Genomic DNA, 22,707 nt, shown 5'->3' on the forward strand with positions numbered 1-22,707 from the left:
GTCAGCGGCATAAAGTTTGTTTCTGGCTTCGGTTCAACCAAAAAAGCAGCTAAGATAAGGCTGCTTTTTGTTTTTTGCGAGACCTGATTTGTTACCTGTTGCAGAGATTTGCCCAAGGCTGGTTCAGAGCCTGAAACAACACAACAAAGTGATTTTATCTGCGCCGCCCGGTGCCGGTAAATCAACCTACCTGCCGCTGTTTTTACTCAACCATGCCGATTTCGCCGGAAAAACTATTCTGCTGTTAGAGCCGAGGCGACTGGCCGCAAAAAGTATTGCCAGTTATCTTGCCAGTCAGTTGAACGAAGCTGTAGGGCAACAGGTTGGTTATCAAATTCGTCATGAAAAAAGTTACAGCAAAAACACTCGTTTGTTGATCGTCACCGAAGGGGTATTGATCCGGAAAATTCAGCAGGATCCTGAACTTGCAGGCATAGACCTGATTATCTTTGACGAATTCCATGAACGCTCCCTGCAGGCAGATTTGGCATTAGCTTTAGCATTAGAAGTTCAGCAACTGAACAGTGATTTGCAATTGCTGATTATGTCGGCCACTTTGGAACAGCAAAAACTAGCGTTCGCCTTGGACGCACCCGTGCTGAGCAGCGAAGGCCGCAGTTATCCTGTGGATATTGTTTATCAAGTACCTACAGCCGAACCTGTCTGGTTGCAAAGTGCTAAATTAAGTCTGCAAGCCAGCTTCAAACATCAGGGCAGTATCCTTACTTTTTTACCAGGTCAACGTGAAATTAATCAGGCCAGAGACTGGTTATTGGAGCAAAACAACGATAGCCAGTTAGATATTTATGCGTTGTCCGGTGCTTTAACTTTGGCTGAGCAGCAACAAGCTATAGCAGCTAGCCCACGAGGGCGGCGTAAGTTAGTACTGACCACTAATATTGCCGAAACCAGTTTAACCATTGAAGGTATTGAAGTGGTGGTCGATTCCGGTTTCTGTCGTCAGGCTGTGTATCATCCCAAACATGGCTTAACACGATTGGATACTGTTGCCATCAGTCAGGCCGCTGCTATTCAGAGAGCAGGACGGGCAGGGCGTTTATCGGCCGGTATTTGTTATCGCCTCGATAGTGCGGAGCTGTGGCAGCGCCGTATTGCCTTTACTCCTGCTTCGATACTGCAATCAGATTTAACTTCGCTATTACTGGAGATTTCTGCCTGGGGTTGCTCGCCAGAGCAATTATTCTGGTTGGATCAACCGCCACAAGCCAACCTGAAATCGGCCGCCTGGGTGTTGTTACAACTCAAAGCTATCACGAACAAAGGCCAGATCACTGACTTTGGCCGGCAGTTGTTAGCCACTGGTACTGAGCCCCGACTGGCCGCTTTAGTGCTGCATGGCAAAGCGCTGGAACAACAGGGGGAGCAAGGTGCTGCCTGGTTGGCTGTGGTGCTGGCAACGATGCTGGAGAATCCAAATCGCAGTCGTGAGCAGGATATTGACCAGTTGCTGCAGCAACCTTTGTATGGCGCTTTATTGCAACAGGCGAAGCAACTGGCACAGCAGAATCAGATTAAAGTCAGCAGCTACTTACCTCAGCATTTAACAGCGGCCTTATTAAGCCGGGCTTTCCCTGACCGCATTGCTATCTTGCGGGGCAAAGGTTACTTACTGACGAATAATGCGGGTGCTTTATTATTTCCTGACAGTCCTCTGTCAGGCACTGAAGTGCTGGTGATCTGTGATTTGTATTTTGGCCACAGCACACAAATCAGTCTGGCGGCACGCTGGACTATGGCAGAACTGATGCAGGAATGGCAGGCTGATTTGCAGAAGCAGTCCTATTTTGGTTTTGATGCGCAGCAAGGTCGTTTTATAGCGGAGCAGCGCTTAGTTCTGGGCAGTTGTGTACTGGAACGTAAGTCAGTCCATTCCAAACTGACAGAATCCGAACAGCAACAGGCCTGGCTGGATTGGCTGAAACAACAAGGTTTGCAGGCGTTACCCTGGACTGAACAAGCCATGCAGCTGCGATACAGACTGCAATTGATGCATCAGTACATGCCAGAACAGGCTATGCCCAAGGTAGATGATGATAGCTTATGGGCTGACGCTGAAGTCTGGTTAGCTCCAGCTTTAGGTCGATTTACAAAACTGAATGATTTGAATAAGTTAGATCTTTACTCTTTATTATGGCAACGTTTAACGTACAAAGAGCAGCAAATGCTGAATAGCAGCCTGCCAGACAGTTGGCGTTCAGCTGTGGGATCTATGATCCCTGTTCATTACAGCGATGAAGGAGAAGCCATTTTGTCTGTTCGAATTCAGGAAATGTTTGGCCAGCTCGATACTCCGGCTGTAGCAAACGGGCGTTTAGCCATGAAAATTCATTTATTGTCGCCAGCGCGTCGCCCTTTACAGGTAACTCAGGATTTGGCCAGTTTCTGGGCTAATAGTTATGCTGAAGTGAAAAAGGAAATGAAAGGCCGTTATCCAAAACATTATTGGCCAGACAATCCTGCAGAGGCCATGCCGACTAATAAAACTAAAAAAGCTATGCAAAAATGACACAAAAACAAAGCCGTACCCCAAGAAAAAAACCAGCTGCTAAAAACGCTAAGCGCCCGCAGTTTGCCAAACAAATGTTGTGGCTGGCATTGAAGTTAGGGTTGGTGTTGCTACTGACCTTATTTATTTATTTGATTTACCTGGATAGCAAAATTACCACCTTGTTTTCCAGTCATAAATGGCAATTTCCAGCTCAGGTTTATGCCCGCAGTCTGGAGCTGATCCCTGGTAAAAGTCTGACCCAAAAGCAATTAGTCAGTGAGCTGGATTTATTGCAGTACAGGGCGGTCAATAAAATCAATGGTCCTGGTCAGTACAGCCAGAGTGGCGATAAGGTGACAGTGTTTCGCCGCGCTTTTCAGTTTGCCGATGGCTACGATCAGGAAGAAGTTTTTACTGTGTCTTTTGCAGGTCAAAGGGTGCATAACATTTATGACCATCAACTGAAAAAGTCGGTGCAAAAAGCCCGGATCGAACCTCAACTGGTGCAGCATCTGGTTTCCTCAGAGCAGGAAGACAGAGAAATGGTGAATCTGGCAGATATGCCGGAGCATATTAAAGATGCACTGCTGACGATAGAAGATCGGGATTTTTACCAGCACCATGGTGTGTCTGTCTGGTCTGTGGTTCGTGCCTTTTGGGCCAATCTTATGGCTGGACGCACAGTGCAGGGGGGCTCAACTTTAACCCAGCAACTGGCAAAAAACATGTATCTGACGGCGGATAAAACCATAGTTCGCAAGGTCAATGAAGCGCTGATCGCCTTAATTCTCGATTATCGATACAGTAAAGATCAAATTCTGGAAGCTTATCTGAATGAAATTTTTATTGGTCAGTTCCATAACAATGCAGTGCATGGCTTTGCGTTAGGCAGCAAGTTTTATTTTGGTAAACCTTTGGATGAGTTGCAGCCAGAGGAATACGCGCTGCTGGTCGCCATTGTCAAAGGACCTTCATATTATGACCCGCGTCGTTTTGGTGCCAGAGCTAAGGATCGCCGCGATTTGGTATTGAAAATGCTGCATAACGAGCAGTTATTATCAGATGCAGACTTCCAGCGCGCTGTGAGTAAACCATTGGCGGTTATACCTTTAGGTCATCATTTAAAAGGTCGTTCACCTTCTTATCTGGATGCGGTGAAACGTGAGCTGAAGGAGTTGGTGACAGACCCTGCTGTTATTGCTGAAGGTATGAAAATCTTCACCTATATGGACCCTCAGGCTCAGCTTGCTGCCGAGCACACAGTCAAACAACGCTTGTCGGAACTGGATAGCAAATTGGAAGCAGCTATGGTGGTGACCGATTACCAGGCTGGGTCATACAAAGCCATAGTAGGTGGTAAAGCGGTACATTTTGCTGGTTATAACAGGGCTTTAGATGCCCGTCGTCAGATTGGCAGCATAGTAAAACCCGTGCTTTATCTGCAGGCACTAAGTAAACCCAACCAGTTTAGTCTGGCCACTATGCTCGATGACAGTCCTATTCACCTCAAAGGCAGTCAGGGCGGTTGGAGCCCTCAGAACTTTGATAAGAAGTTCCGCGGACAAGTGACCTTAATTCAGGCTCTATCTGAATCACTGAACGTTCCTACAGTGCGTTTAGGTTTACAACTGGGTTTGCCAGCTCTGCAGGATGGCTTTAAACGCCTTGGGCTTGAGCGTGATGTGAAGCTGCAACCTTCAGCGTTTTTAGGTGCGGTAGAGCTGACGCCTGCCGAAGTGGCTCAGCTGTATCAGGTTATTGCCAACAAAGGCCGTTATATAAAATTAGCCAGCATAGAGTCTATTACCAAAACAGACGGTACTATGCTGTATCAGCGCAGAAACATTGTGCAACAAAGAGTTACAGAAGATGCGGATTACCTGTTGCAATATGCCATGCAACAAAGTACGCGAAGCGGTACTTCAAAAACTCTGGCGAATCAGTTTGCTGGTATACGCTTTGCCGGCAAGACCGGAACATCCAGTGATCACAAAGATAGCTGGTTTACTGGTTTTGAGCATGAGTCTTCAGTCACTATCTGGTTAGGACGAGATGACAATAAATCTATAGGTTTGACAGGGGGGTCTGGTGCTTTAACTTTATTCAGCCAGTATTTCAGAATGGTCCCTCCGAATTCCTTGTTCAGAGCTATACCTCCAGATGTTACTTTGGGACGTTTTTCTGCTGCGACAGGGCGTGCTGTCGCTGATGATTGTGAAGGAACTCTGTTGTTACCAAAAGTTGTCAGTGCGACCCTACTTACGGATTGCGAATAAACGGGAATTATTGACTTATGTCGTTCAGGCCAGAGAAGCAATTAAAAGTTGAAGAGTGGTGGTATTTACCGCAGTTAGACAAGCTGGCAAAACTTAACAACCGGATGGAAGTAAGCCAACTGGCTGATCTCGATCATCTGTGCCAAAGCGTATTGAACTTTTTTTTACTGAACCCTGGTCGCTTAATCAGCAAAGAGGAATTGCTTAAAGAAGTCTGGCAAATGACTTCTGTCACTGACGGCCGTGTGGCACGGGTTATCAGTGTTTTGCGTGATGTATTGGGCGATGATGTGAAGTCTCCCCGTTATATTGAAACCATACCCAAGCGAGGCTACCGTTTTATTGCCAAAGTGGTTGAGCAGGAACAACTGATAGCTCAGGCCTCGGATGATTATGAGGCGCCACAGAATGCTGCTGAACGTAAGATCAATCGTATTTGGTGGTTGAGCCTGAGCGCTGCGACTGTCATGCTGGCTATTTTAGCCAGTTGGATTTTCTGGCCAACAGACTCAGTGCCTGAAGAACAAGCTCCTTTTGTTAACTGGATCCCTGTGTCTTCGTTGGATGGTTTTGAATATTATCCGGCTATTTCAAATGATAAGAAATTTTTGGTGTATAGCTATCAAAAGAGTAAAAACCATTCCAATGTGTTGATGTTGCAGAATTTGCAGAACCATCAAACGTTACAACTGACTCAAAGCGATGCCGATGATTATGGAGCCAGTTTCAGACCTGATGGTAAAGCTGTCGCTTATCAGCGCCTTAAATACCGTGAATCCTGCGAAATCCGTTTATTAACTTTTGTTGGTGAACCAGGTTATTCAGCGACAGAAGATAAATTATTGACCTCCTGTGGTGCTGGCAGCACATCTACCCGTATCTCCTGGGCTCCAGATGGCAAGTCCTTATTATTCAGTAGTGATGAAAATAGCAAACAACGTATGGCTATTTATTCGCTGGATATCGCTTCAGGGAATAAAACTCAATTGGTATTAGCCAGTAACTCAGGGATGGGGGACTTTACCGCCCGTTACTCTCATAGCGGCGATCAGATTGCTTTTTTACGTGATGTTGCCAGCAACTCTGTACAAATATGGTTAATGGATTTAAATAGCAGAGAAACATCCCTATTGCTACATATTAAACATAGTTATCCGGGTGATATTGCCTGGAGTCATAATGACGAGCAGATTTATTATCCTGCCCGTCGATGGAATATTGAAAGTATTAACGTAAAGACAGCTAAACAAACAACGGTAGCCCTTACCAATAACCAAGCTTCGGAAATACTATTAGGCTCTTCAGGCGAGCTTTATGGGACAGTAGGTCGTTATGGCAATTATTATATTAAAAAGTTTAATAACCCTATTACCAACTCGCATCCGTCAGAAGAAATAGTTTTTAAATCCAACCGCAGTGAACGAACGGTGGAGGCTAATCCTACTGTAGATGGGCCTACCGCTGCCGTTTCTATGCGTACAGGATTGCCACAGATCTGGTTGTTTTATCCAGATGGCAAGCAGCAAATGATCAGTCATTTTGAAAGCACCGTGGTTATATCAGATATGGAATTCTCCGAAGATGGCAAACAGCTATTGGTGTTGATTGATCAGGAAGTCTGGTTATTTGATTTAGCTGGCAAGGCAAAAAGAATAAGTGCCAAAGGCGAGGTAGTGAAAAACCTGAGCTGGGGTCAACAGACCAACAGCATTTTTTATACGATCAATAATAAAGGCAATTGGCAGGTGATGTCTTATCAGCTGGATTCTTCAACTCAGCCAGTGGTTTATCTGGATGGCGTCGATTTTTTTATCCAAAGCAAAAGCAGCAACCATCAATTAAAACGCAGCACCTTAACAGGTAAATACAGCATTTTAACTGACCAGGGTGAAGAGCTTTTAAGTGATGAAGTGCAGCGATTAATATTTGCTGAGTCTTCTACTTTTTTGCTGCGGGAAAACGGTCTGTACTTTTCCGCTATCAATGAGCAGCAGCAAAGCCAGTTATTTTTTTACTCTTACCATGATAAAGCTCTGACTCCATTTGCTTTAGTCTCTGATTTGTATTCATCCCGTTTCTCGTTAAGTCATGATGGGCAGTACATTTATATGGTGATAGGAGAAACTCAGGATTTAGATATAGCTAAATTAGAGCTAAAAACCATAAATTAATCATTAATTTATAATAATTTCATCAGTTTATGTAATTCCGAGTATCCGATACTGCAGTGGTCGAATTCAACCACTCTAATTGGAACTTAAATATGAAACTGATCAAATTTATCGCTGCTGCCGCTTTAGTTGCTTCAACTTCTTTAATTTCAGGTGGTAATGCCACTGCTGTAGGCCACACACAAGCTGTTGCAGGTGTATGCCCAAATTGGCCACATTGCCGTGGTGTAGATTTTGAAGATCAAACATTAGAGTCTACGACCCAAGTAGTAATTACACAGTCAGCTATTAAGGCTGTTTAATACTCCTACTCTACTTTTCGCTTGAATTGGTTATAATCCGCCTACTTGTTTATGTAGGCGGACCCTTATGCAACATACAGCAGACTACCTGACCTTTGGTCAATGGCGGTATCTGCGTACCATTGGACAATTACAGCCTCTGTCGGCGTCAGCTGATCCGGAGGTGCTGACATTGGAACCAAGGCTGCATAAGTTACTAAATTTTTTCCTTGACCATAAAGAATTGGTCGTCAGTCGCGAACAGATATTGTCCGGTGTCTGGGGGGAAGGTTTAGGTTCTGATGAATCCCTAACCCGCGCTATTGCGGCTCTCAGACGAGCTCTGCAAGACAGCAGAGTTGAACCAACCTATATTGCTACCTTGTCGAAAAAAGGCTATTGCTGGCTTGCTCCTGTTGCAGAGGTGGATTTACCTCCTCCAGATGTGCAAACACAACAAGGAGCTGAAGCCCCTTTAGATTTACTCAGTACTCAACAAGCAATAGAAAGCTGGCACAGTGGTAAAAAGAGGAAACTAAAACGTATCCGGTATATCTGGTTCAGCACCTTAATATTGTTACTTTTTAGCCTAAGTTTTGCTTTATTGGTCAGTAAAATGAACGAAAAAGCAAGTTTACCCCGCTACTTACAACTGACACCTGTCAGCGCTTTGGATGGCAAGGAACAAACACCTTTGTTGTCCAATGATCAATCTTTAGTCGTGTTTCAGCATCAGAGCCCCGATGAAGCCAACTGGCGTTGGGTGACACAACAATTGCCGTCAATGCAGTTCCGTTATGATGAGGAACGTTATCAACATCTCTCCCAGCCTCAGTGGTTAAATAGCGAACAAATTATTTTCCGGTCGCAACAACAGCAAGAATGCACATTTTGGCGTAAAACAGTGAAACAACATTTTACTGCTGCTATTCCATTGTTTTCCTGCCATCAGTTTATTGCTGCAGGACAAGCAATAACTGCAGATGGTTTGTATTGGCTGGATTTGGAGCCTGCGACTGGCCAAACTCAGCTCTGGCTTTGGCAGCAGGAAAATTCACAGCGTTTGTTGATGCAGTTTCCTGCACGGTGGCGCGGCATCAGTCACTTTATTGTTAAAGACAAAAAAGCCTATGCACTGGCTCAAGTGGGATATAGCCATTCTTCCCTGATAGAGCTGGACCTGACAGACTTAGACTGGCGTGTGATTACCGACTTTGAGTTTTCTGCCAACCAGCTAGCCTGGTGGGGGGAGCATGATTTGCTGGTGAATAAATCTGGCAAACAACTCCAGGTATTGTCACTGCGAACTGGAAACAGCAGAGTTTTTGGCGAGATGACCTTTAATCTTGCTGATAGTTCGGTATGGCAACAATCCTTATTAGCTGTTTATCCGGCCCAGGCTGTCACTGATTTAATGCAACTGCAGTGGCAGGAACAAAACAGCCAAATCGTTACTTTGCCTTTTGCCGAAAGTAACAGATCTGAATCTCTATTGCTGGTGCAGCAAGACCAGTCTTATTTCGTGTCCGACCGTTCGGGGTTGCCTCAGTTATGGCGCTCGCAAGGGCAGAATACAGAACAGATCAGCCAGTTTAAAACACAATTAGCTATACAGCAGTTGTTATGGCTTGATGGCAAATTGTTAATTCTGATCGACAGACAACTGTTTGAGTTTTCGGAAAAGAGGGGAGAGTTACTACCTCTGACAGAAAAAATGGCAGGTAGTGAGCGTTTTGTGGTCTGTAATGAAGTTTTATACTGGACATCTTATGACCAGAAAGATTGGACTTTAAACCAACTTGAACAAGGAAAAATCCGGCAACTGCTGAACGATGTTGTCAATGTACAGTGTGGACCAGAGCAAAGCCTGGCTATACAGCTGCAGGACACTCCCTATGTAAAACTGTGGCGACACGGACAAAGGATGACGACACTGCCAGTACAAATTAGCTGGCGTACAACAGCCGCTGCGGCATGGGCCAGCACAGATACTGGTTTGTACTGGTTATCTGAGGGGGGGACTGTATTAAATTATTACGACTGGAAACAACAGCAACAACAGCAACAATGGCCGTTGTCGCAAGCCGCTCAGGCGTTGATTTCAGGGAACGGAACTTTGTTTGTGCAACAATTCAGAGCTCAGGATACCGACATTATCTGGTTGCATCCTGAGCCTGCTGAGTAAAAGTTAAGCTTTCAGTTGAATAAAGGCGTTTTTAGCCGCAGCTATGGTGTAAGCCAGATCGTCATCACTATGAGCTATAGACAAGAAGCCGGCTTCATAGGCTGAAGGCGCCAGATAAACCCCTTGCTCTAACATCAGATGGAAAAAGCGTTTAAAGGCTGCGATATCACATTGTGTCGCTTGCTGGTAGTTCGTGATCTGCGTTTCATTACTGAAAAACACACCAAACATACCTCCCACCTGAGTGGTTGCAAGTGGAATACCCACTTCTTTAGCCGCTGCCGCTAAACCTTCAATCAGCTGTGTAGTTTTGGCCGTTAATACATCATAAACACCAGGCTTACGGATTTCCGTTAAAGCCGCTAAACCTGCTGCCATAGCGATAGGGTTGCCTGACAGAGTACCAGCCTGATAAACACCACCTAAAGGTGCTATATGCTGCATAATATCGCGACGGCCACCAAAAGCGCCGACTGGCATACCACCACCAATAATTTTTCCTAAAGTAGTCAGATCTGGTTTGATGTTGTAATAGGCCTGGGCGCCACCTAATGCGACACGGAAACCTGTCATTACTTCATCAAAAATCAGCACTGCACCGTATTCGTCACAAAGTGCACGTAAACCTTCTAAAAAGCCTGGTGCTGGTGGAATGCAGTTCATATTGCCTGCTACCGGCTCGACGATAATACAGGCCAGATCAGCACCTTGTTCGGCAAAAATCGCTTTGACCTGCTCCAGATTGTTAAACTCTGCAGTGAGCGTGTATTTAGCAAAATCAGCTGGTACACCAGGTGAGTTTGGTACACCTAAAGTTAAAGCACCTGAGCCTGCTTTGACCAGCAATGAGTCGGCGTGACCGTGGTAACAGCCTTCAAATTTTAGAATGCTGTTACGACCGGTAAAACCACGGGCTAAACGAATAGCACTCATGGTTGCTTCTGTGCCTGAGCTGACCATACGCACCATTTCCATGCTTGGCACTAATTCACAAATGGTTTCAGCCATGGTGATTTCAGCAGGGCAAGGTGCACCAAAACTTAAACCTTTTTCAGCGGCTTTAATTACAGCTTCCCGGATTGAAGGATGGTTATGCCCCAACAGCATCGGGCCCCATGAACCTATATAGTCGATGTATTTTTTACCATCGACATCATATAAATAGGCCCCATTAGCGCTGTCGATAAACACCGGTGTGCCACCTACGCTTTTAAAAGCGCGGACTGGAGAATTAACGCCACCAGGAATAGTTTTTTGTGCTTGCTGAAATAACTGTGCTGACTTGGACATAGTGGATCCTTAAAACGAAACCTTTAAAAGACGGCCGGGCACAAAGCCCGACTTAAAGATAAATGAAAAGTAGAGGTCTGTGCCTTTGGGTTACTTATTACTGTACCAGGGCACTTCACGCTCGTATTTGCTGACAAGCTGATCCACACCTAAGGTTAAAGCAAACAAGGCCATACGCACTAAAACACCATTATCCGCCTGCCGGAAAATGGCCAGATTCGGGTTCAGGTTTAAGTCGTTATCCAGCTCATTGGCTTCGATACGGGAATCACGGGGCAGCGGATGCATAATGACTGTATTGGATTTACAGTGTTTGGTGTAAATATCCTGATTTAAGCGGAATTTACCGCGGTATTTATTGGCTTCTTCCTGGGAAGGAAAACGCTCTTCCTGAATACGGGTTTGATAGACGATATCCGCGTTTAAGTTGCCTGCCAGTTGATCCGTCACTGTCACTCTGTGACCTGCATTTTCAATCAGCGAGACGATGTCATCCGGCATCGCCAGTTCATTTGGTGCTATCAGAGTGAACTGAATGTTTTTATACAGAGCCAGTAATTTGGATAATGAATGCACGGTACGACCAAACTTTAAATCACCAATCATGGCGATATGCATACCATCTATATGTTGCTGTGAAGCGGCCAGCTCTTTTTCTATGGTGAACAAATCCAGCAAAGCCTGAGTTGGGTGTTCGTTGGCACCATCACCGCCATTTAATACCGGCACGCGGCTGCCTTCAGCAAATTCAGCCACTGAACCAGCTTGTGGATGGCGCATAGCAATAACATCGCTGTAACTACTGATCACCCGGGCTGTATCAAATAAGGATTCACCTTTGGATAACGCAGAGGATTGCATGCCAGTGGTTTCACGAACTTCGCCACCTAACAGGTTAAAGGCACAACCAAAGCTGACACGGGTTCTGGTGCTGGGTTCAAAAAATAAATTACCTAAAATGGCACCTTCGAGCACAGTGGTGCGCTTCTGGCGCGTCGCATAAGGTTCCATACTGCGGGCAATATCAAAAACCTGCTGAATTTTGTCACGGTCAAACTGTTTGACGGAGAGGATGTGTTCGCCTTTAAAGCTCATACTGGGTGCTCATCTGCTAGAGGTTGCGGGGCGCCGAAACTGGCTGAAAGTCGGCGCATAGCATAGCAAATAAGGTGCTTTAAATCAGCCTATACCGGCTTTAAAATCGCCAGAAAAATAATGGCAAAAAGTAACAGTACAGGGAATTCATTAAAGAAGCGGTAAAATTTGCTGCTTTTGCTGTTTTTCCCCTGTTTAAAGTCGTTCAGCAGCTTAAAACAGTAGCCGTGATAGACGTAAAGCAGAGTTACCAACAGCAGTTTGTAGTGCAGCCAGCTACTTACTGCAAACCAGGCTGCACCATATAGATGAATCAACCAAAGGCCAAACACCAGCGTCAGTACTGCAAAAGGCGTGACGAAATACAATAAACGCCTTTCCATCACTTTAAACTGGGCATCTACGGCCGGATCTTTCGTGTCAGCGTGATAGACAAAGAGCCGTGGCAAGTAAAAAATGCCGGCAAACCAGGCCACCATAAAACTGACATGCAATGCTTTAATAACCAGTAATGTATTCATCAGATTAAATTATTCTGTTTAGTTAATAGGGCTCGAACCTGTTCCCAGCGGATCAGACCTAAAAGTTGTTCAGGCTGTTGTGGGTCGAAAATATACACTACACCACCTTTTTGTTCATCCAGAATAGTATGAACTTCTGCCATAGAAGCCTGATGACTTAAGCCCTGCAGTGGTTGGCGCAATAGAGTGGATTGCCCTGTCATAGATGCATCCAGATCATAATCAATCAGCAAGAAAGGCTGTTCTGGGTTGTCTGTTTGCAGGATCAGCAACTGGTGAGCCGCTTTATCTGCCAGAATAGTTTCAATTTTATCTTCTTCTGAAGCCGATAGCTGCACATACTCTTTATCCAGCATCGCCAGTACACCGACTTTTTGCAATACGTCGTCGGCTGGCGCCAATTTGTAGGGCAGTTGTTGCAGTTCTAACTGCAGGACAAAAATCGATTTGTTTTTAAATAGTTGTACAGTAGTGACATAAGCGCAGGTAATCACCAGCATGGCTGGCACTATAATATCGGGGTTATAGGACAGCTCCATCACTGCCACTAAAGCAGCTAAAGGCGCATGTAATGTGGCCGCCATAAAACCCGCCATACCCAAAGTAGCGTAAGTACCGGATAAACTTGCATCGCCCGACACGAATACAGGTAAAAACGCCAATAAAGTACCAGCCAGAATGCCTATACCAAAGACCGGACCTATCACACCACCTGGCACTGCCAAACCTACAGCCACTACAGTTAAAAGAAATTTTGCCAATAAGATAGTCAATAACAACCAGAATTCAGTAGATGCGGTGACGGCATAAAATATAGCGCCTGTCTCAGCACCCATCGCCTGAGGAACCAGATGGCCGACAGCGGCGGTGATAGCTGCGGCCAAAAATAATTTCAGCGCTAAATGCCATTTCTGGAACCACTTTAAAATACGCCAGATACTTTGGTTAAAGACATAAGCGGCAGCCCCAATGGCGATGCCACAAAGCACCAGATAAGGCAGATGCCAACCACTGATCGAGACAATTTTCAGCGCTGCCAAATCATTGCCCATACCAAACACGCCACGCGTTAGCAGAGCGCCAACTACAGACGCCAACATGACAGGCACAAACACATGAATTCGGTATTCCCGCAGCACCACTTCCATCACAAAAATAACGGCGGCTAAAGGCGTGTTAAAAGAAGCTGAAATTGCAGCTGCTATACCACAGCCGGCCAGAATGCGGATACTGTTATAAGGCAGGTGTAAATATTGCCCAAGTAAACCTGCACCAAAAGCACCCAGATGCACTGAAGGACCTTCACGACCTACAGAGAAACCGCTGGTTAGCGCTATAATGCCACCAAAAAACTGATTAAAGGTATTCCAGAATGGCATCACCCCATATTGGGTTTTAATACGGTGGATTACATAAGCTATACCCATGCGGTAATGGGCCAACCCAACTAACATCGCCATGATGCTAATAAGCACAGCAGCAATAAAAGGCAAAGCCCAGCGATAGCCTTCGGATATGCCAGAGAAATCATCGGTGCGTTCTAAAAAGAAACTTTGGATGCCAATAATAGTCAGACGGAATAGCAGGATCAGCAATGCGGCTAAAAAGCCTGCCACTATAGCCAACAGGCACAATTGTACTGACGTAAGAGGGAAAGCCAACCGAAGTCGTAATTTTGCTTGCCAGTCCGCTGGTAGTAACATGCTATAGTGTCTGAGTCCGCGATAGGCAAAGTGTAACATAACTATTTGAGTAGGTTGATGAATCGTATGCAGTTTTTGCTCTGGCTCAAAAGTAGCTGGAGACAGGTTTTGGTCACCGCAGGTCTGATGGGGCTTGCTGCTTTGGCCGGGCAGTTATTTGGCAATTATTATTATGTGCAACAGGTAAATTTGCTTTCGTCCAAACTGGAAGAAAGTCAGAAAAAAACCAACAACCTTACAGCTAACCTGAACGAGCAGTTAAAACAAAACGACTATCTGACGGCCGAATTAGCGGTGGAAAAAAGTGCAGGACAACTGATCCAGCAAGAACTCAAAGCTGAACAGCAAAAGCTGTTTGATACCCGCAAAGACCTGGCCTTTTATCAGCGTATTATTTCTCCTGAATTGCAGGCCGACAGTTTGATTATTGATAGCTTCAGCATCACCCCTGGAGCCTCAGCCAATAGCTACAGATTTAATCTGGTGCTTATCCAGCAGGATAAACAACGTAATTTTGCCAAGGGCACTGTTGATCTGAAATTACATGGTTTTGCCGGTGATAAAAGAGATACAGTCGATCTGTTGCAACTAGCGGGATTCAGCAAAAGTGATAAAGCTTTTAGCTTTAAATACTTTCAGATCATTGAAGGTGAGTTTTCTTTGCCAGAAGGGTTTAAACCTGAAAAAGTGGATGTGGCTTTAAAGGTGGCGGCAGCCCGCTCGGCCAAGTCAGCTAAGGTCGATAAGAGCTTTTTTTGGCCTAGTGTACAGCCCGGCGAAATACTTGAATAAATTAGTCAAGTATTAGATAATCCGCGCCCAGTTATACCGGAGGACATATGTCAGAGTTACAACTTCCTATTCAGTTTACCGACGCCGCCGCCAATAAAGTATTGGCCCTAGTCACCGAAGAGGAAAACCCTGAGTTAAAACTGCGGGTTTATATCACAGGTGGTGGTTGCTCAGGCTTCCAGTACGGTTTTACTTTTGATGAAAAAGTAAACGAAGGTGATCTGGTTGTCGAAAAAAATGGTGTCATTATGGTGGTTGATCCTATGAGCCTGCAGTATCTGGCTGGTGGCGTAGTCGATTACACTGATGGTCTGCAAGGTAGCCGCTTTATTGTGCAAAACCCAAACGCAACAACAACCTGTGGTTGTGGTTCCAGTTTCTCCGTTTAGTTCTTCGTGCGTATCACTACGAGAAAAAAGGCTTCTGCAGTGCAGAGGCCTTTTTAGTTTTTGTGCTAAAAGACAGCTCGTTCAGCTAACAGTCAGACCTTTTGTGGAAACATAGCTGCAATCAGGTTAGATCAGACACTGTTGTGTAAATTAAATTGTTCGTTCCTATTTTTTAATAGGGCGGTTAATCGACAAAAATCTGCGATAAGTGACTACATTTTCAGCAAGGTAACTATACGCTCTGAACAACCTATGGTTTAATGAATTGCTTTTTTTGCTTATTGGGACATTCCCTAAGCTTTGGATTTTTTTTGGCAGGAAGTTTAAGTCGTAAACACAAGGCGCTTGCGCGCTGGGAGAACAACAAATGAAAGGTACTAAAAGCGTTATTTCAGATGAGAATAAAAGATTATGTGTGTGGCTGAAGCGTCAGCGTCAGGAAAAAGGCCATACCATGCGCAGTTTGTCTGAGATTTTAGGCACTCCGCATTCTTTTATCGGCAAGGTTGAGAATCAGGAACGTCGTCTTGATGTAGTTGAATACGTTCGCTATTGTCAGGCTCTGGCCATAGATCCTATGGACGGATTGAAGCAAGTTCTGATCGAAGCTTAATTTGCTTTTATCTGAAAAAAAACGCCGCGTTAACGCGGCGTTTTTTTGAACAGCACAAAACAAAGTACAATGGCCGGTAACCCCATCAGAGCCGTCATAACAAAAAACGCCTGATAGTCCATCACTTCGACCCATCCCCCGGAAAATCCGCCTAGAAACTTAGGTAATAACAGCATCAGGGAACTAAACAGGGCATATTGTGTAGCGGTAAAAGCTAAGTTAACTAATGACGACAGGTAAGCAATAAAAGCACTGGTGGCTATTCCTGCGCTTAAATTATCAGCAGAGATAACCGCAATTAATAAAGGTATGTTGTGGCCCTGGGTACTGAGGTAACAATAAAGTAAATTGGTACATGCACTAAGCAAGGCGCCAAGCAACAATATCCGTAAGGTCCCAAAGCTATTGATCAACATGCCCCCTAAGGCAGCTCCAAGCAGGGTCATCAGCACGCCAAAGATTTTCGACACGCTGGCGACTTCTTCTTTACTAAAACCCATATCCACATAAAACACATTCGCCATCACTCCCATTACGACATCAGATACGCGATAACAGGCGATTAAACTTAAAATAAGTAAAGCATTCAGGCCGTGACGGGCAAAAAAATCAACAAAGGGGCCAACCACTGCAACTTTTAGCCAGTTCATCAACTTTTGACTGACAGAGCTATGGGCAGGGCTAATCTTAAGCTGATCTTCAACAACTGGTTCGGGAGAGAGCAGAGTGGTTAATAAGCCTAAGGCCATGCAGCCTGCCATCACCAGATAAGTGGACTGCCAGGCTTGCAGATCATAACCAGTCTCAGTGCTGCTGAATAACGCCGCTATCCATAAAGTACCAGCTGATGAGAAGATCATGGCAAGGCGGTAGCCCGCCAGATAGGCCGCAGCCAGCACCGCCTGCAAACGCTCAGGCGCCGCTTCTATACGATAGGCATCTATAGTGATGTCCTGAGTTGCCGACGCTATAGCTAATAACACAGCACAGAGTGCCATCCATTTCAATTCTGTTTGCGGGTTCATAGTGGCCATTAAAAGTACGGCCAGAACAATCAGGCTTTGCGACAGGATCAGCCAGCTACGCCGACGCCCCAGCCAGTGTTTCAGACCGGGTAAGCTTAAATGGTCTATCAGAGGTGACCAGATAAATTTAATGGCATACACCATAATCACCCAGCTGAAATAACCTATTTGTTCGCGTGATACTCCGGCTTCTCTGAGCCAGAATGACAATACCCCAAACACCAGCATTAACGGCAAACCACTGGAAAAACCCATAATAAAAATGGTTAGAACCCGGCGCTGGCAATAAAGTTGTAAGGAGGAAAAAAAAGCAGCAATAGCAGACAAGACGGTAGTCCGTGCAGAAAAACATGAAACCAGCTTACAGCTTCAATAAATTAGATCAAGGCCTTACCCCCACGCAATAGCAAGGCAGTTGTCCATAACCATGCAAAAAGCTCAGGCAATACTGCAAATCGCGGCGTACTTCGGTGTTTTGTTTCAGTTCAGGCTCAGACCAGTATTCAATCTGATACAGCAAATGCCAGAACACCTGCTCACGCAAGGTTTCAGGTCGCCAGCTTCTGACCCGAAACTGAGACCATTCCTCCAGCGTATCCCAGACAAATAGATGTAACTCTCTGTGCGGCAGACGGCCACGCAGGAAGCGGGAAAGGTAGAAAATTAACTGTCGTGATTTTTGTTCAATAAAGGGCTCTAACATAGGTCTGATCCCTGTCAGAGCTGGCACCACGCCAGCTCTGTGTGCTCAGAGCAAGTATAGTCGGGCTTTATTGTTCTGGCTGTAAAATCACTTGTTTTAAGATAATTGGCTGTTTAGGCACATTTTGCCAGCCTGTGGTTTCATCAGTATGGGTTTCCAGCAGCTTCATTTTTTCTAGTACTTCAAAGCCATCCTGGATTTGGCCAAAAACCGTATAACCCCAGTTTTTGCCTGGATCCAAACTTGAATTATCATTCAGATTAAAAAAGAATTGACTGGTGGCGCTGTGCGGATCGTTGTTACGAGCCATAGCAATACTGCCAAACTGATTTTTTACACCATTGCCTGATTCATTAAACACAGCCGGAAATTCGTCCACTGGCGCCATATCAGCTTTATAACCACCACCTTGCAACACAAATTCAGGTTCCAGCCGGTGAAACACTGTGTTGTCATAGGCTTTTATATTGACGTAACTTAAGAAGTTATTCACGGCCAGAGGTGCTTTGATTCTGTCCAGTTCGACTATGATGTCACCCACTGATGTGACTAGCTTTACTTTCGGAAACAAGTTGTTTTGCTGCACATATTTGCCTGTAGGCTTGGTCATGTCGACCGCCGCCACCGCAGAGACTGAAAACAGTGTGATCAGTACTAAAGTAATCAGACGCATCACTTAGCCCTTCACGTAAGAGTGCCAGCTGCTGTCGTTCAGTAACTCAGCCAGCACTTGTTCCGTTAAAACCCGTAATTTCACTTCGGCCGCGGCGTTGTCCAGCTTAAACGGGCCCGAGAAGCTACTTTTGCCTGCATAGACTTTATCAAAAGAACCATGGCTGTTTTGGATCTCAATACGTAGTTCGACATCGTTTTTCACCAGATGCTCCACTGTGCGTTGATCCGCATCTGCAGATAACTTCAGAATTTGAACTGTCATAGTGGTCACGCTGCTGGAGGTTAATTTAGCCCCTTGTGCTGTCATTGCATCCGTTAAGGTGGACTCCAGTTGCTGTGCCAGATTATTGCTGGTCGGCAGACTAGTGACTGCAGTGCCTTTACGCAAAAATAAGGTTTGATCAGAAGGACGCTGATCCACCACGGTCAACACAAACTCGGCACCTGACAACGCTTTGCTTTGATTCCAGAATACCTGGGGCGTGACTAAAAAAGACGATGAAGTGCTGCTACAGGCGGCAAGAGCCAGACTGAAAGCCACTAAAACTGGTCGCAAAACAGAGGACATAGTTATTTCCTTTTGGTTGATTCGAGGATCACAAATTTATTGTTGCTGGCTATGTGGCGACATCCGCCCAGCAGTACCGTCATTTTTTCGTAATAAGGCAAATGTCTGTTGGCCACAATACGTAATTTACCACCGGCCTTTAAGCAACGTTTGGCGTCGTTAAACATCTGCCATGCAATATGTTCTGTTACAGCCTGCTGCTGATGGAAAGGCGGATTACAAATCACATAATCCAGACTCTGATCAGCCTGGCTGGCTAAACAGTCGTCTGTTCTGAACTCGGCCTGAGACAATAGTTCAGGTATGTTGGCCTCAACTGAAGCTTTTGATGATGCCACAGCCATATAGGAGTCATCGGTAAAAATCACTTTAGCCTCAGGCTGTTGTTGTAATAAGGCAACGCCAAGCACACCATTGCCGCAGCCTAAATCGGCTACTAGAGAGCCTGCATCCAGTACTGGTAAATGTTCCAACAGGAAACGTGCGCCTATATCCAGTTGCTCTTTCGCAAACACATTGGCGTGATTAACCAGTGTCAGCTGATAATCAGGTAATTCCCATTGAATAGGGTAAGTAAAAGCACGAGCTTCACCGCGAGGAATACAATGAATAGTCCGGCATTTTTTCTGGGCAAGCGAAGCCTGAGTTGCTCCTAATTCCTGCTCAAAAATAGCCAGTAAGTTTTTATGAATATCTTTGGCTTTTGCTGCTGCAATAATAATAGTGTCTGGCCGAACGACCTGACTCAATTGCTGTAACATATAACGCAGGTAACCATGATTATTAGGTACTTTCAGCAGCACCAGATCCACATCAGCGGGCAAAGCAGTCACACTGTCCAGAAAGCTCACAGCATCGGTAGACAAGCCGTTTTGTTGTCTGTTGTGCACTGTCGCTTGCTGGCTTAATACAGAATCGTTCTGCTGACTATGTGGGTAATCACCCAAAGCACAGGACAAAGCGCCAAACAAATCGTGCATCACTACCACTTTTAAATCAGCACGTTCATTAAGCAAAGGTAAGGCTTGTTGCAACAGCAATTCATCGGCCGCATCCCAAGCTTGTAAGCTGCGATTGCTTTGCCCCAGTGGTAATCTGTCCAACTGCAGTTGCTTGTCAGCGACGGTAAAAATAGTATTCATGCCATTCAACTTAAAGAAGAGAAGGTTGTATTTTGACACGTGCACACCAGAGCGACAACCATGGATCGTTGCAACACTTTGTATTACCGCAAGCAGAGTTGTTATTTTGGCCAAAGTGGCTGTCGCCAGAGCAGGCAGAGCGCTGTTATCAGCAATTGGCGCAGCAATTAAACTGGCAGCAGCCCGCAATAAAAATCTTTGGCAAAGCCGTGCTGATCCCAAGGCAGCAGGTGTGGATGGGCGATCCGCACTGCAGTTATAAATATTCAGGCGTATTATTTGAGCCGGAACCCTGGCATCCGTTGGTCAGACAACTTACAGACTGGGTAAATCAATTGTGTCAGACTCATTTTAACTCGGTATTGCTGAACTGGTACTCTGATGGTCAGCAGCATATGGGGTGGCATAGTGATGATGAGCCGGAGCTGGGTGAAAACCCGCAAATTGCGTCGTTAAGCTTGGGGCAGCAGCGGTTTTTTGACTTAAAACATAAGGGCTTAGGGACACAGTTGAAGCTGGAGCTTGGGCACGGATCATTGTTGCTGATGGCAGGCCAATGTCAGCAGTATTGGCAGCACAGAGTACCGAAAATGGCCTCAGCCACAGAGGGACGTGTAAACCTGACTTTTCGTGAAATCAAGCAAAAAACAACTTAATTATATTTTCTCTATGGCAGCAGTCGCTTAGCGGATTTTCCTTCACTTTTGCAAAAAAGCGGGCTGACAAGGTGTAATGCCTTAACTAGAGTAGAGGTGAGGGAGCAATGAAGAGGTTCAGCTATGTTGGTTCATACCGCAATAGAACAGAAGTTATTGAGCGCATTTGATCCTGTGTTCCTTGACGTGGTCAATGAAAGCCATATGCACAGTGTGGCACCGGGTTCGGAGTCACATTTTAAAGTCGTGATAGTGACAAATGCCTTTGATGGCATGAGATTGTTAAACCGCCACAGGGCAGTCAATGCCGTAGTGGCCGAGGAGTTGGCCGAAAAAATTCATGCTTTAGCCTTGCATACCTATACACCTGGCGAATGGTACGAATATTACGCCGAAAAACCACCGGCATCGCCTAAATGTTTTGGTGGCAGTAAAAGAGAAAAAACTGCCTTACCGGAGTCCTGAGATCCTACTAAGTTAAAGCGTCGTAAGACGCTTTAACTTTATCCGCCGCTGTATTTTGATTTGGTCATGCAGTTGCAGATGTGACTAAGTTCTTGTTTTTAAATCCACAATGCTGCTATTTTTGCTGATCAGACCTGTTTTTTAAGCTAACGGCTTAAACTAGCTGACAATTTTCAACCAACAATAGGTTTTGTTATGGTTATCCAACCTAAAATTCGTGGTTTTATCTGCACTAACGCGCATCCGGTCGGTTGTGCTGCTCATGTGCAAGAACAAATTGATTATGTCAAAGCCAAAGGCCCTGTGGCCGGTGGTCCAAAAAATGTATTAGTCATTGGTGCTTCAACGGGTTATGGCCTGGCTTCCCGTATTACTTCAGCTTTTGCTTCAGGTGCTAAAACCTTAGGTATCTTTTTTGAAAAAGAACCTACCGAAGGCAAAACAGCTTCTGCTGGCTGGTACAACACTGTGGCTTTTGAACAGGCCGCAACTACTGAAGGCTTGTGGAACAAACACCTGAACGGTGATGCCTTTACCGACGAGTTAAAATCCCAGGCTATTGATTTAATACGTCGTGAAATGGGCAAAATTGATTTAGTGGTCTACAGCCTGGCTGCTCCGCGTCGTAAAGACCCGGTGACTGGCGAAGTCTACAGCTCAGTATTAAAGCCTATAGCTCAGGCTTACACTGCCAAAACCCTGAATACCAGCAAACGTGAAATTGAAAACGTTTCTGTTGAACCTGCTTCTGATGAAGAAATCTTCAATACGGTAAAAGTCATGGGTGGGGAAGACTGGGAACGCTGGTTAGATCAGCTGCATGCAGCTGGTGTTTTAGCTGAAGGTTGCCAGACCGTTGCTTACACTTACATTGGCAAAGAGCTGACTTGGCCTATCTACGGCAAAGCCACTATCGGCAAAGCCAAAGAAGATTTAGACCGTGCCGCTACTGCTATTACGCAAAAACTGGATTCAGTTGCAGGCCATGCTTATGTAGCTTCATTAAAAGCTTTAGTGACACAAGCCAGTTCTGCTATTCCTATTATGCCGCTCTATATCTCCTTGTTATACCGTGTGATGAAAGAAGAAGGCACTCATGAAGGTTGTATCGAACAGATTTATGGTTTGTTCCAGCAAGCGCTTTACAACAACAGCCGCACTTTAGACGAAGGTGGTCGCCTGCGCATGGATGGCAAAGAATTGTCTGATCATATCCAGTCTGCAGTCAAAGACTTATGGGGCCAGGTGACCACAGAAAACATTGATGAGCTGACCGATTACAAAGGTTATCACAATGAATTCCTGCGGTTATTCGGTTTTGGCTACAGCCATGTCGATTACGACGCCGATGTGCCGGCCTTATTGCCGCTGAAAAATCTGGTGCAGTAACTTTGAAAAGCCGCTTCATGCGGCTTTTTTTTAATGAACCTTTGGTTTTTGGTCGATTTAACTGAATTTGAAAGCATTGACAGCAGAGCGAAAGGCAAAGTTAAAAATCTTGTCTACACTGAGCTCAAGTCGGCTGAAATGCTGGATAATTTTGTTGATTAACATAGATAGCACTTATGTTTAGTGCTAGAATCCGCGACTTTGGTACGTGTGTCCGCCACCTGCAACAGAGGTTAGGCTGTTGAGGTCCCGGATGCTA

Annotated in this window: 21 protein-coding genes; 12 read left to right on the top strand and 9 right to left on the bottom strand. The window is 45.3% G+C overall.

The window, feature by feature from the left end; translation table 11 throughout:
- The first annotated feature begins 67 nt into the window (after positions 1–67).
- From hrpB to EK374_RS04080, 5 genes are all read left to right on the top strand, one after another.
- Positions 68–2,527 carry an ATP-dependent helicase HrpB gene (gene hrpB / locus EK374_RS04060; RefSeq protein WP_233280330.1) on the top strand — a complete coding sequence of 820 codons (2,460 nt, stop codon included), beginning with the start codon at positions 68–70 and terminating at the stop codon, positions 2,525–2,527.
- Entirely contained in the window at positions 2,524–4,785 is a 2,262-nt protein-coding gene (gene mrcB, locus EK374_RS04065; RefSeq protein ID WP_206099279.1) for a penicillin-binding protein 1B, read from the top strand. The genes hrpB and mrcB overlap by 4 nt, the downstream gene beginning before the upstream one ends.
- 17 nt (positions 4,786–4,802) lie before the next feature.
- Positions 4,803–6,956: a winged helix-turn-helix domain-containing protein gene (locus EK374_RS04070; RefSeq protein WP_127020375.1), complete on the top strand. Its 2,154-nt coding sequence runs from the start codon at positions 4,803–4,805 to the stop codon at positions 6,954–6,956.
- A 92-nt stretch (positions 6,957–7,048) separates the two neighbouring features.
- Positions 7,049–7,258, top strand: coding sequence for a hypothetical protein (locus EK374_RS04075; protein ID WP_127020377.1), 210 nt, complete (start codon positions 7,049–7,051; stop codon positions 7,256–7,258).
- 67 nt (positions 7,259–7,325) lie between these two features.
- Positions 7,326–9,422, top strand: a complete 2,097-nt coding sequence (locus tag EK374_RS04080; RefSeq protein WP_127020379.1) for a winged helix-turn-helix domain-containing protein — start codon at positions 7,326–7,328, stop codon at positions 9,420–9,422.
- Between the two features lie 3 nt (positions 9,423–9,425).
- Here the strand turns inward: EK374_RS04080 and hemL are convergent, their stop codons facing one another.
- The 4 genes from hemL to EK374_RS04100 form a co-directional block, all read right to left on the bottom strand.
- Complete coding sequence (gene hemL, locus EK374_RS04085) at positions 9,426–10,712, bottom strand: glutamate-1-semialdehyde 2,1-aminomutase (protein WP_127020381.1); 1,287 nt, start codon at positions 10,710–10,712, stop codon at positions 9,426–9,428.
- A 90-nt stretch (positions 10,713–10,802) separates the two neighbouring features.
- Positions 10,803–11,807 carry an aspartate carbamoyltransferase gene (locus tag EK374_RS04090; RefSeq protein WP_127020382.1) on the bottom strand — a complete coding sequence of 335 codons (1,005 nt, stop codon included), beginning with the start codon at positions 11,805–11,807 and terminating at the stop codon, positions 10,803–10,805.
- A gap of 89 nt (positions 11,808–11,896) precedes the next feature.
- Positions 11,897–12,328 carry a CopD family protein gene (locus EK374_RS04095; protein WP_127020384.1) on the bottom strand — a complete coding sequence of 144 codons (432 nt, stop codon included), beginning with the start codon at positions 12,326–12,328 and terminating at the stop codon, positions 11,897–11,899.
- Positions 12,328–14,031 carry a chloride channel protein gene (locus EK374_RS04100; protein ID WP_127020386.1) on the bottom strand — a complete coding sequence of 568 codons (1,704 nt, stop codon included), beginning with the start codon at positions 14,029–14,031 and terminating at the stop codon, positions 12,328–12,330. The genes EK374_RS04095 and EK374_RS04100 overlap by 1 nt, the downstream gene beginning before the upstream one ends.
- A gap of 108 nt (positions 14,032–14,139) precedes the next feature.
- Between EK374_RS04100 and EK374_RS04105 the strand changes: the two genes are divergently transcribed.
- From EK374_RS04105 to EK374_RS04115, 3 genes are all read left to right on the top strand, one after another.
- Entirely contained in the window at positions 14,140–14,823 is a 684-nt protein-coding gene (locus EK374_RS04105; protein WP_127020388.1) for a DUF6776 family protein, read from the top strand.
- Between the two features lie 47 nt (positions 14,824–14,870).
- Entirely contained in the window at positions 14,871–15,212 is a 342-nt protein-coding gene (gene erpA / locus EK374_RS04110; RefSeq protein WP_008897259.1) for an iron-sulfur cluster insertion protein ErpA, read from the top strand.
- A gap of 367 nt (positions 15,213–15,579) precedes the next feature.
- Positions 15,580–15,825: a helix-turn-helix domain-containing protein gene (locus EK374_RS04115; RefSeq protein ID WP_008897260.1), complete on the top strand. Its 246-nt coding sequence runs from the start codon at positions 15,580–15,582 to the stop codon at positions 15,823–15,825.
- Positions 15,826–15,854: 29 nt separating this feature from the next.
- Here the strand turns inward: EK374_RS04115 and EK374_RS04120 are convergent, their stop codons facing one another.
- The 5 genes from EK374_RS04120 to EK374_RS04140 form a co-directional block, all read right to left on the bottom strand.
- A complete protein-coding gene (locus EK374_RS04120) occupies positions 15,855–17,177 on the bottom strand; it encodes an AmpG family muropeptide MFS transporter (protein ID WP_127020390.1) in 1,323 nt (440 codons plus the stop codon).
- A gap of 55 nt (positions 17,178–17,232) precedes the next feature.
- Positions 17,233–17,553 (bottom strand): hypothetical protein, encoded by a 321-nt coding sequence (locus EK374_RS04125; RefSeq protein WP_127020393.1) that lies wholly within the window; start codon positions 17,551–17,553, stop codon positions 17,233–17,235.
- A gap of 67 nt (positions 17,554–17,620) precedes the next feature.
- Positions 17,621–18,226 (bottom strand): peptidylprolyl isomerase, encoded by a 606-nt coding sequence (locus EK374_RS04130; RefSeq protein ID WP_127020395.1) that lies wholly within the window; start codon positions 18,224–18,226, stop codon positions 17,621–17,623.
- Positions 18,227–18,229: 3 nt separating this feature from the next.
- Positions 18,230–18,796, bottom strand: a complete 567-nt coding sequence (locus EK374_RS04135) for a YajG family lipoprotein (protein WP_233280331.1) — start codon at positions 18,794–18,796, stop codon at positions 18,230–18,232.
- Positions 18,797–18,798: 2 nt separating this feature from the next.
- On the bottom strand, positions 18,799–19,938 hold the full coding sequence (locus EK374_RS04140; RefSeq protein WP_127020397.1) for a methyltransferase: 1,140 nt from the start codon (positions 19,936–19,938) through the stop codon (positions 18,799–18,801).
- A 32-nt stretch (positions 19,939–19,970) separates the two neighbouring features.
- On the opposite strand from EK374_RS04140, the gene EK374_RS04145 reads away from it, so the two are divergent.
- The 4 genes from EK374_RS04145 to EK374_RS21000 all read left to right on the top strand — a co-directional run bounded on the left by EK374_RS04145 (position 19,971) and on the right by EK374_RS21000 (position 22,610).
- On the top strand, positions 19,971–20,594 hold the full coding sequence (locus tag EK374_RS04145) for an alpha-ketoglutarate-dependent dioxygenase AlkB family protein (RefSeq protein ID WP_127020399.1): 624 nt from the start codon (positions 19,971–19,973) through the stop codon (positions 20,592–20,594).
- A 123-nt stretch (positions 20,595–20,717) separates the two neighbouring features.
- A complete protein-coding gene (locus EK374_RS04150; RefSeq protein ID WP_127020402.1) occupies positions 20,718–21,059 on the top strand; it encodes a BolA family protein in 342 nt (113 codons plus the stop codon).
- 195 nt (positions 21,060–21,254) lie between these two features.
- The gene (gene fabV / locus EK374_RS04155) at positions 21,255–22,448 is read left to right on the top strand and encodes an enoyl-ACP reductase FabV (RefSeq protein WP_127020404.1); all 1,194 of its coding nucleotides are present in this window, start codon (positions 21,255–21,257) and stop codon (positions 22,446–22,448) included.
- A gap of 33 nt (positions 22,449–22,481) precedes the next feature.
- Positions 22,482–22,610 (top strand): hypothetical protein, encoded by a 129-nt coding sequence (locus EK374_RS21000; protein WP_267898325.1) that lies wholly within the window; start codon positions 22,482–22,484, stop codon positions 22,608–22,610.
- Positions 22,611–22,707 lie beyond the last annotated feature (97 nt).

Origin of the sequence: Rheinheimera mangrovi (assembly GCF_003990335.1) — a bacterium.
In the GTDB taxonomy this organism is placed as follows: Bacteria; Pseudomonadota; Gammaproteobacteria; order Enterobacterales; family Alteromonadaceae; genus Pararheinheimera; species Pararheinheimera mangrovi.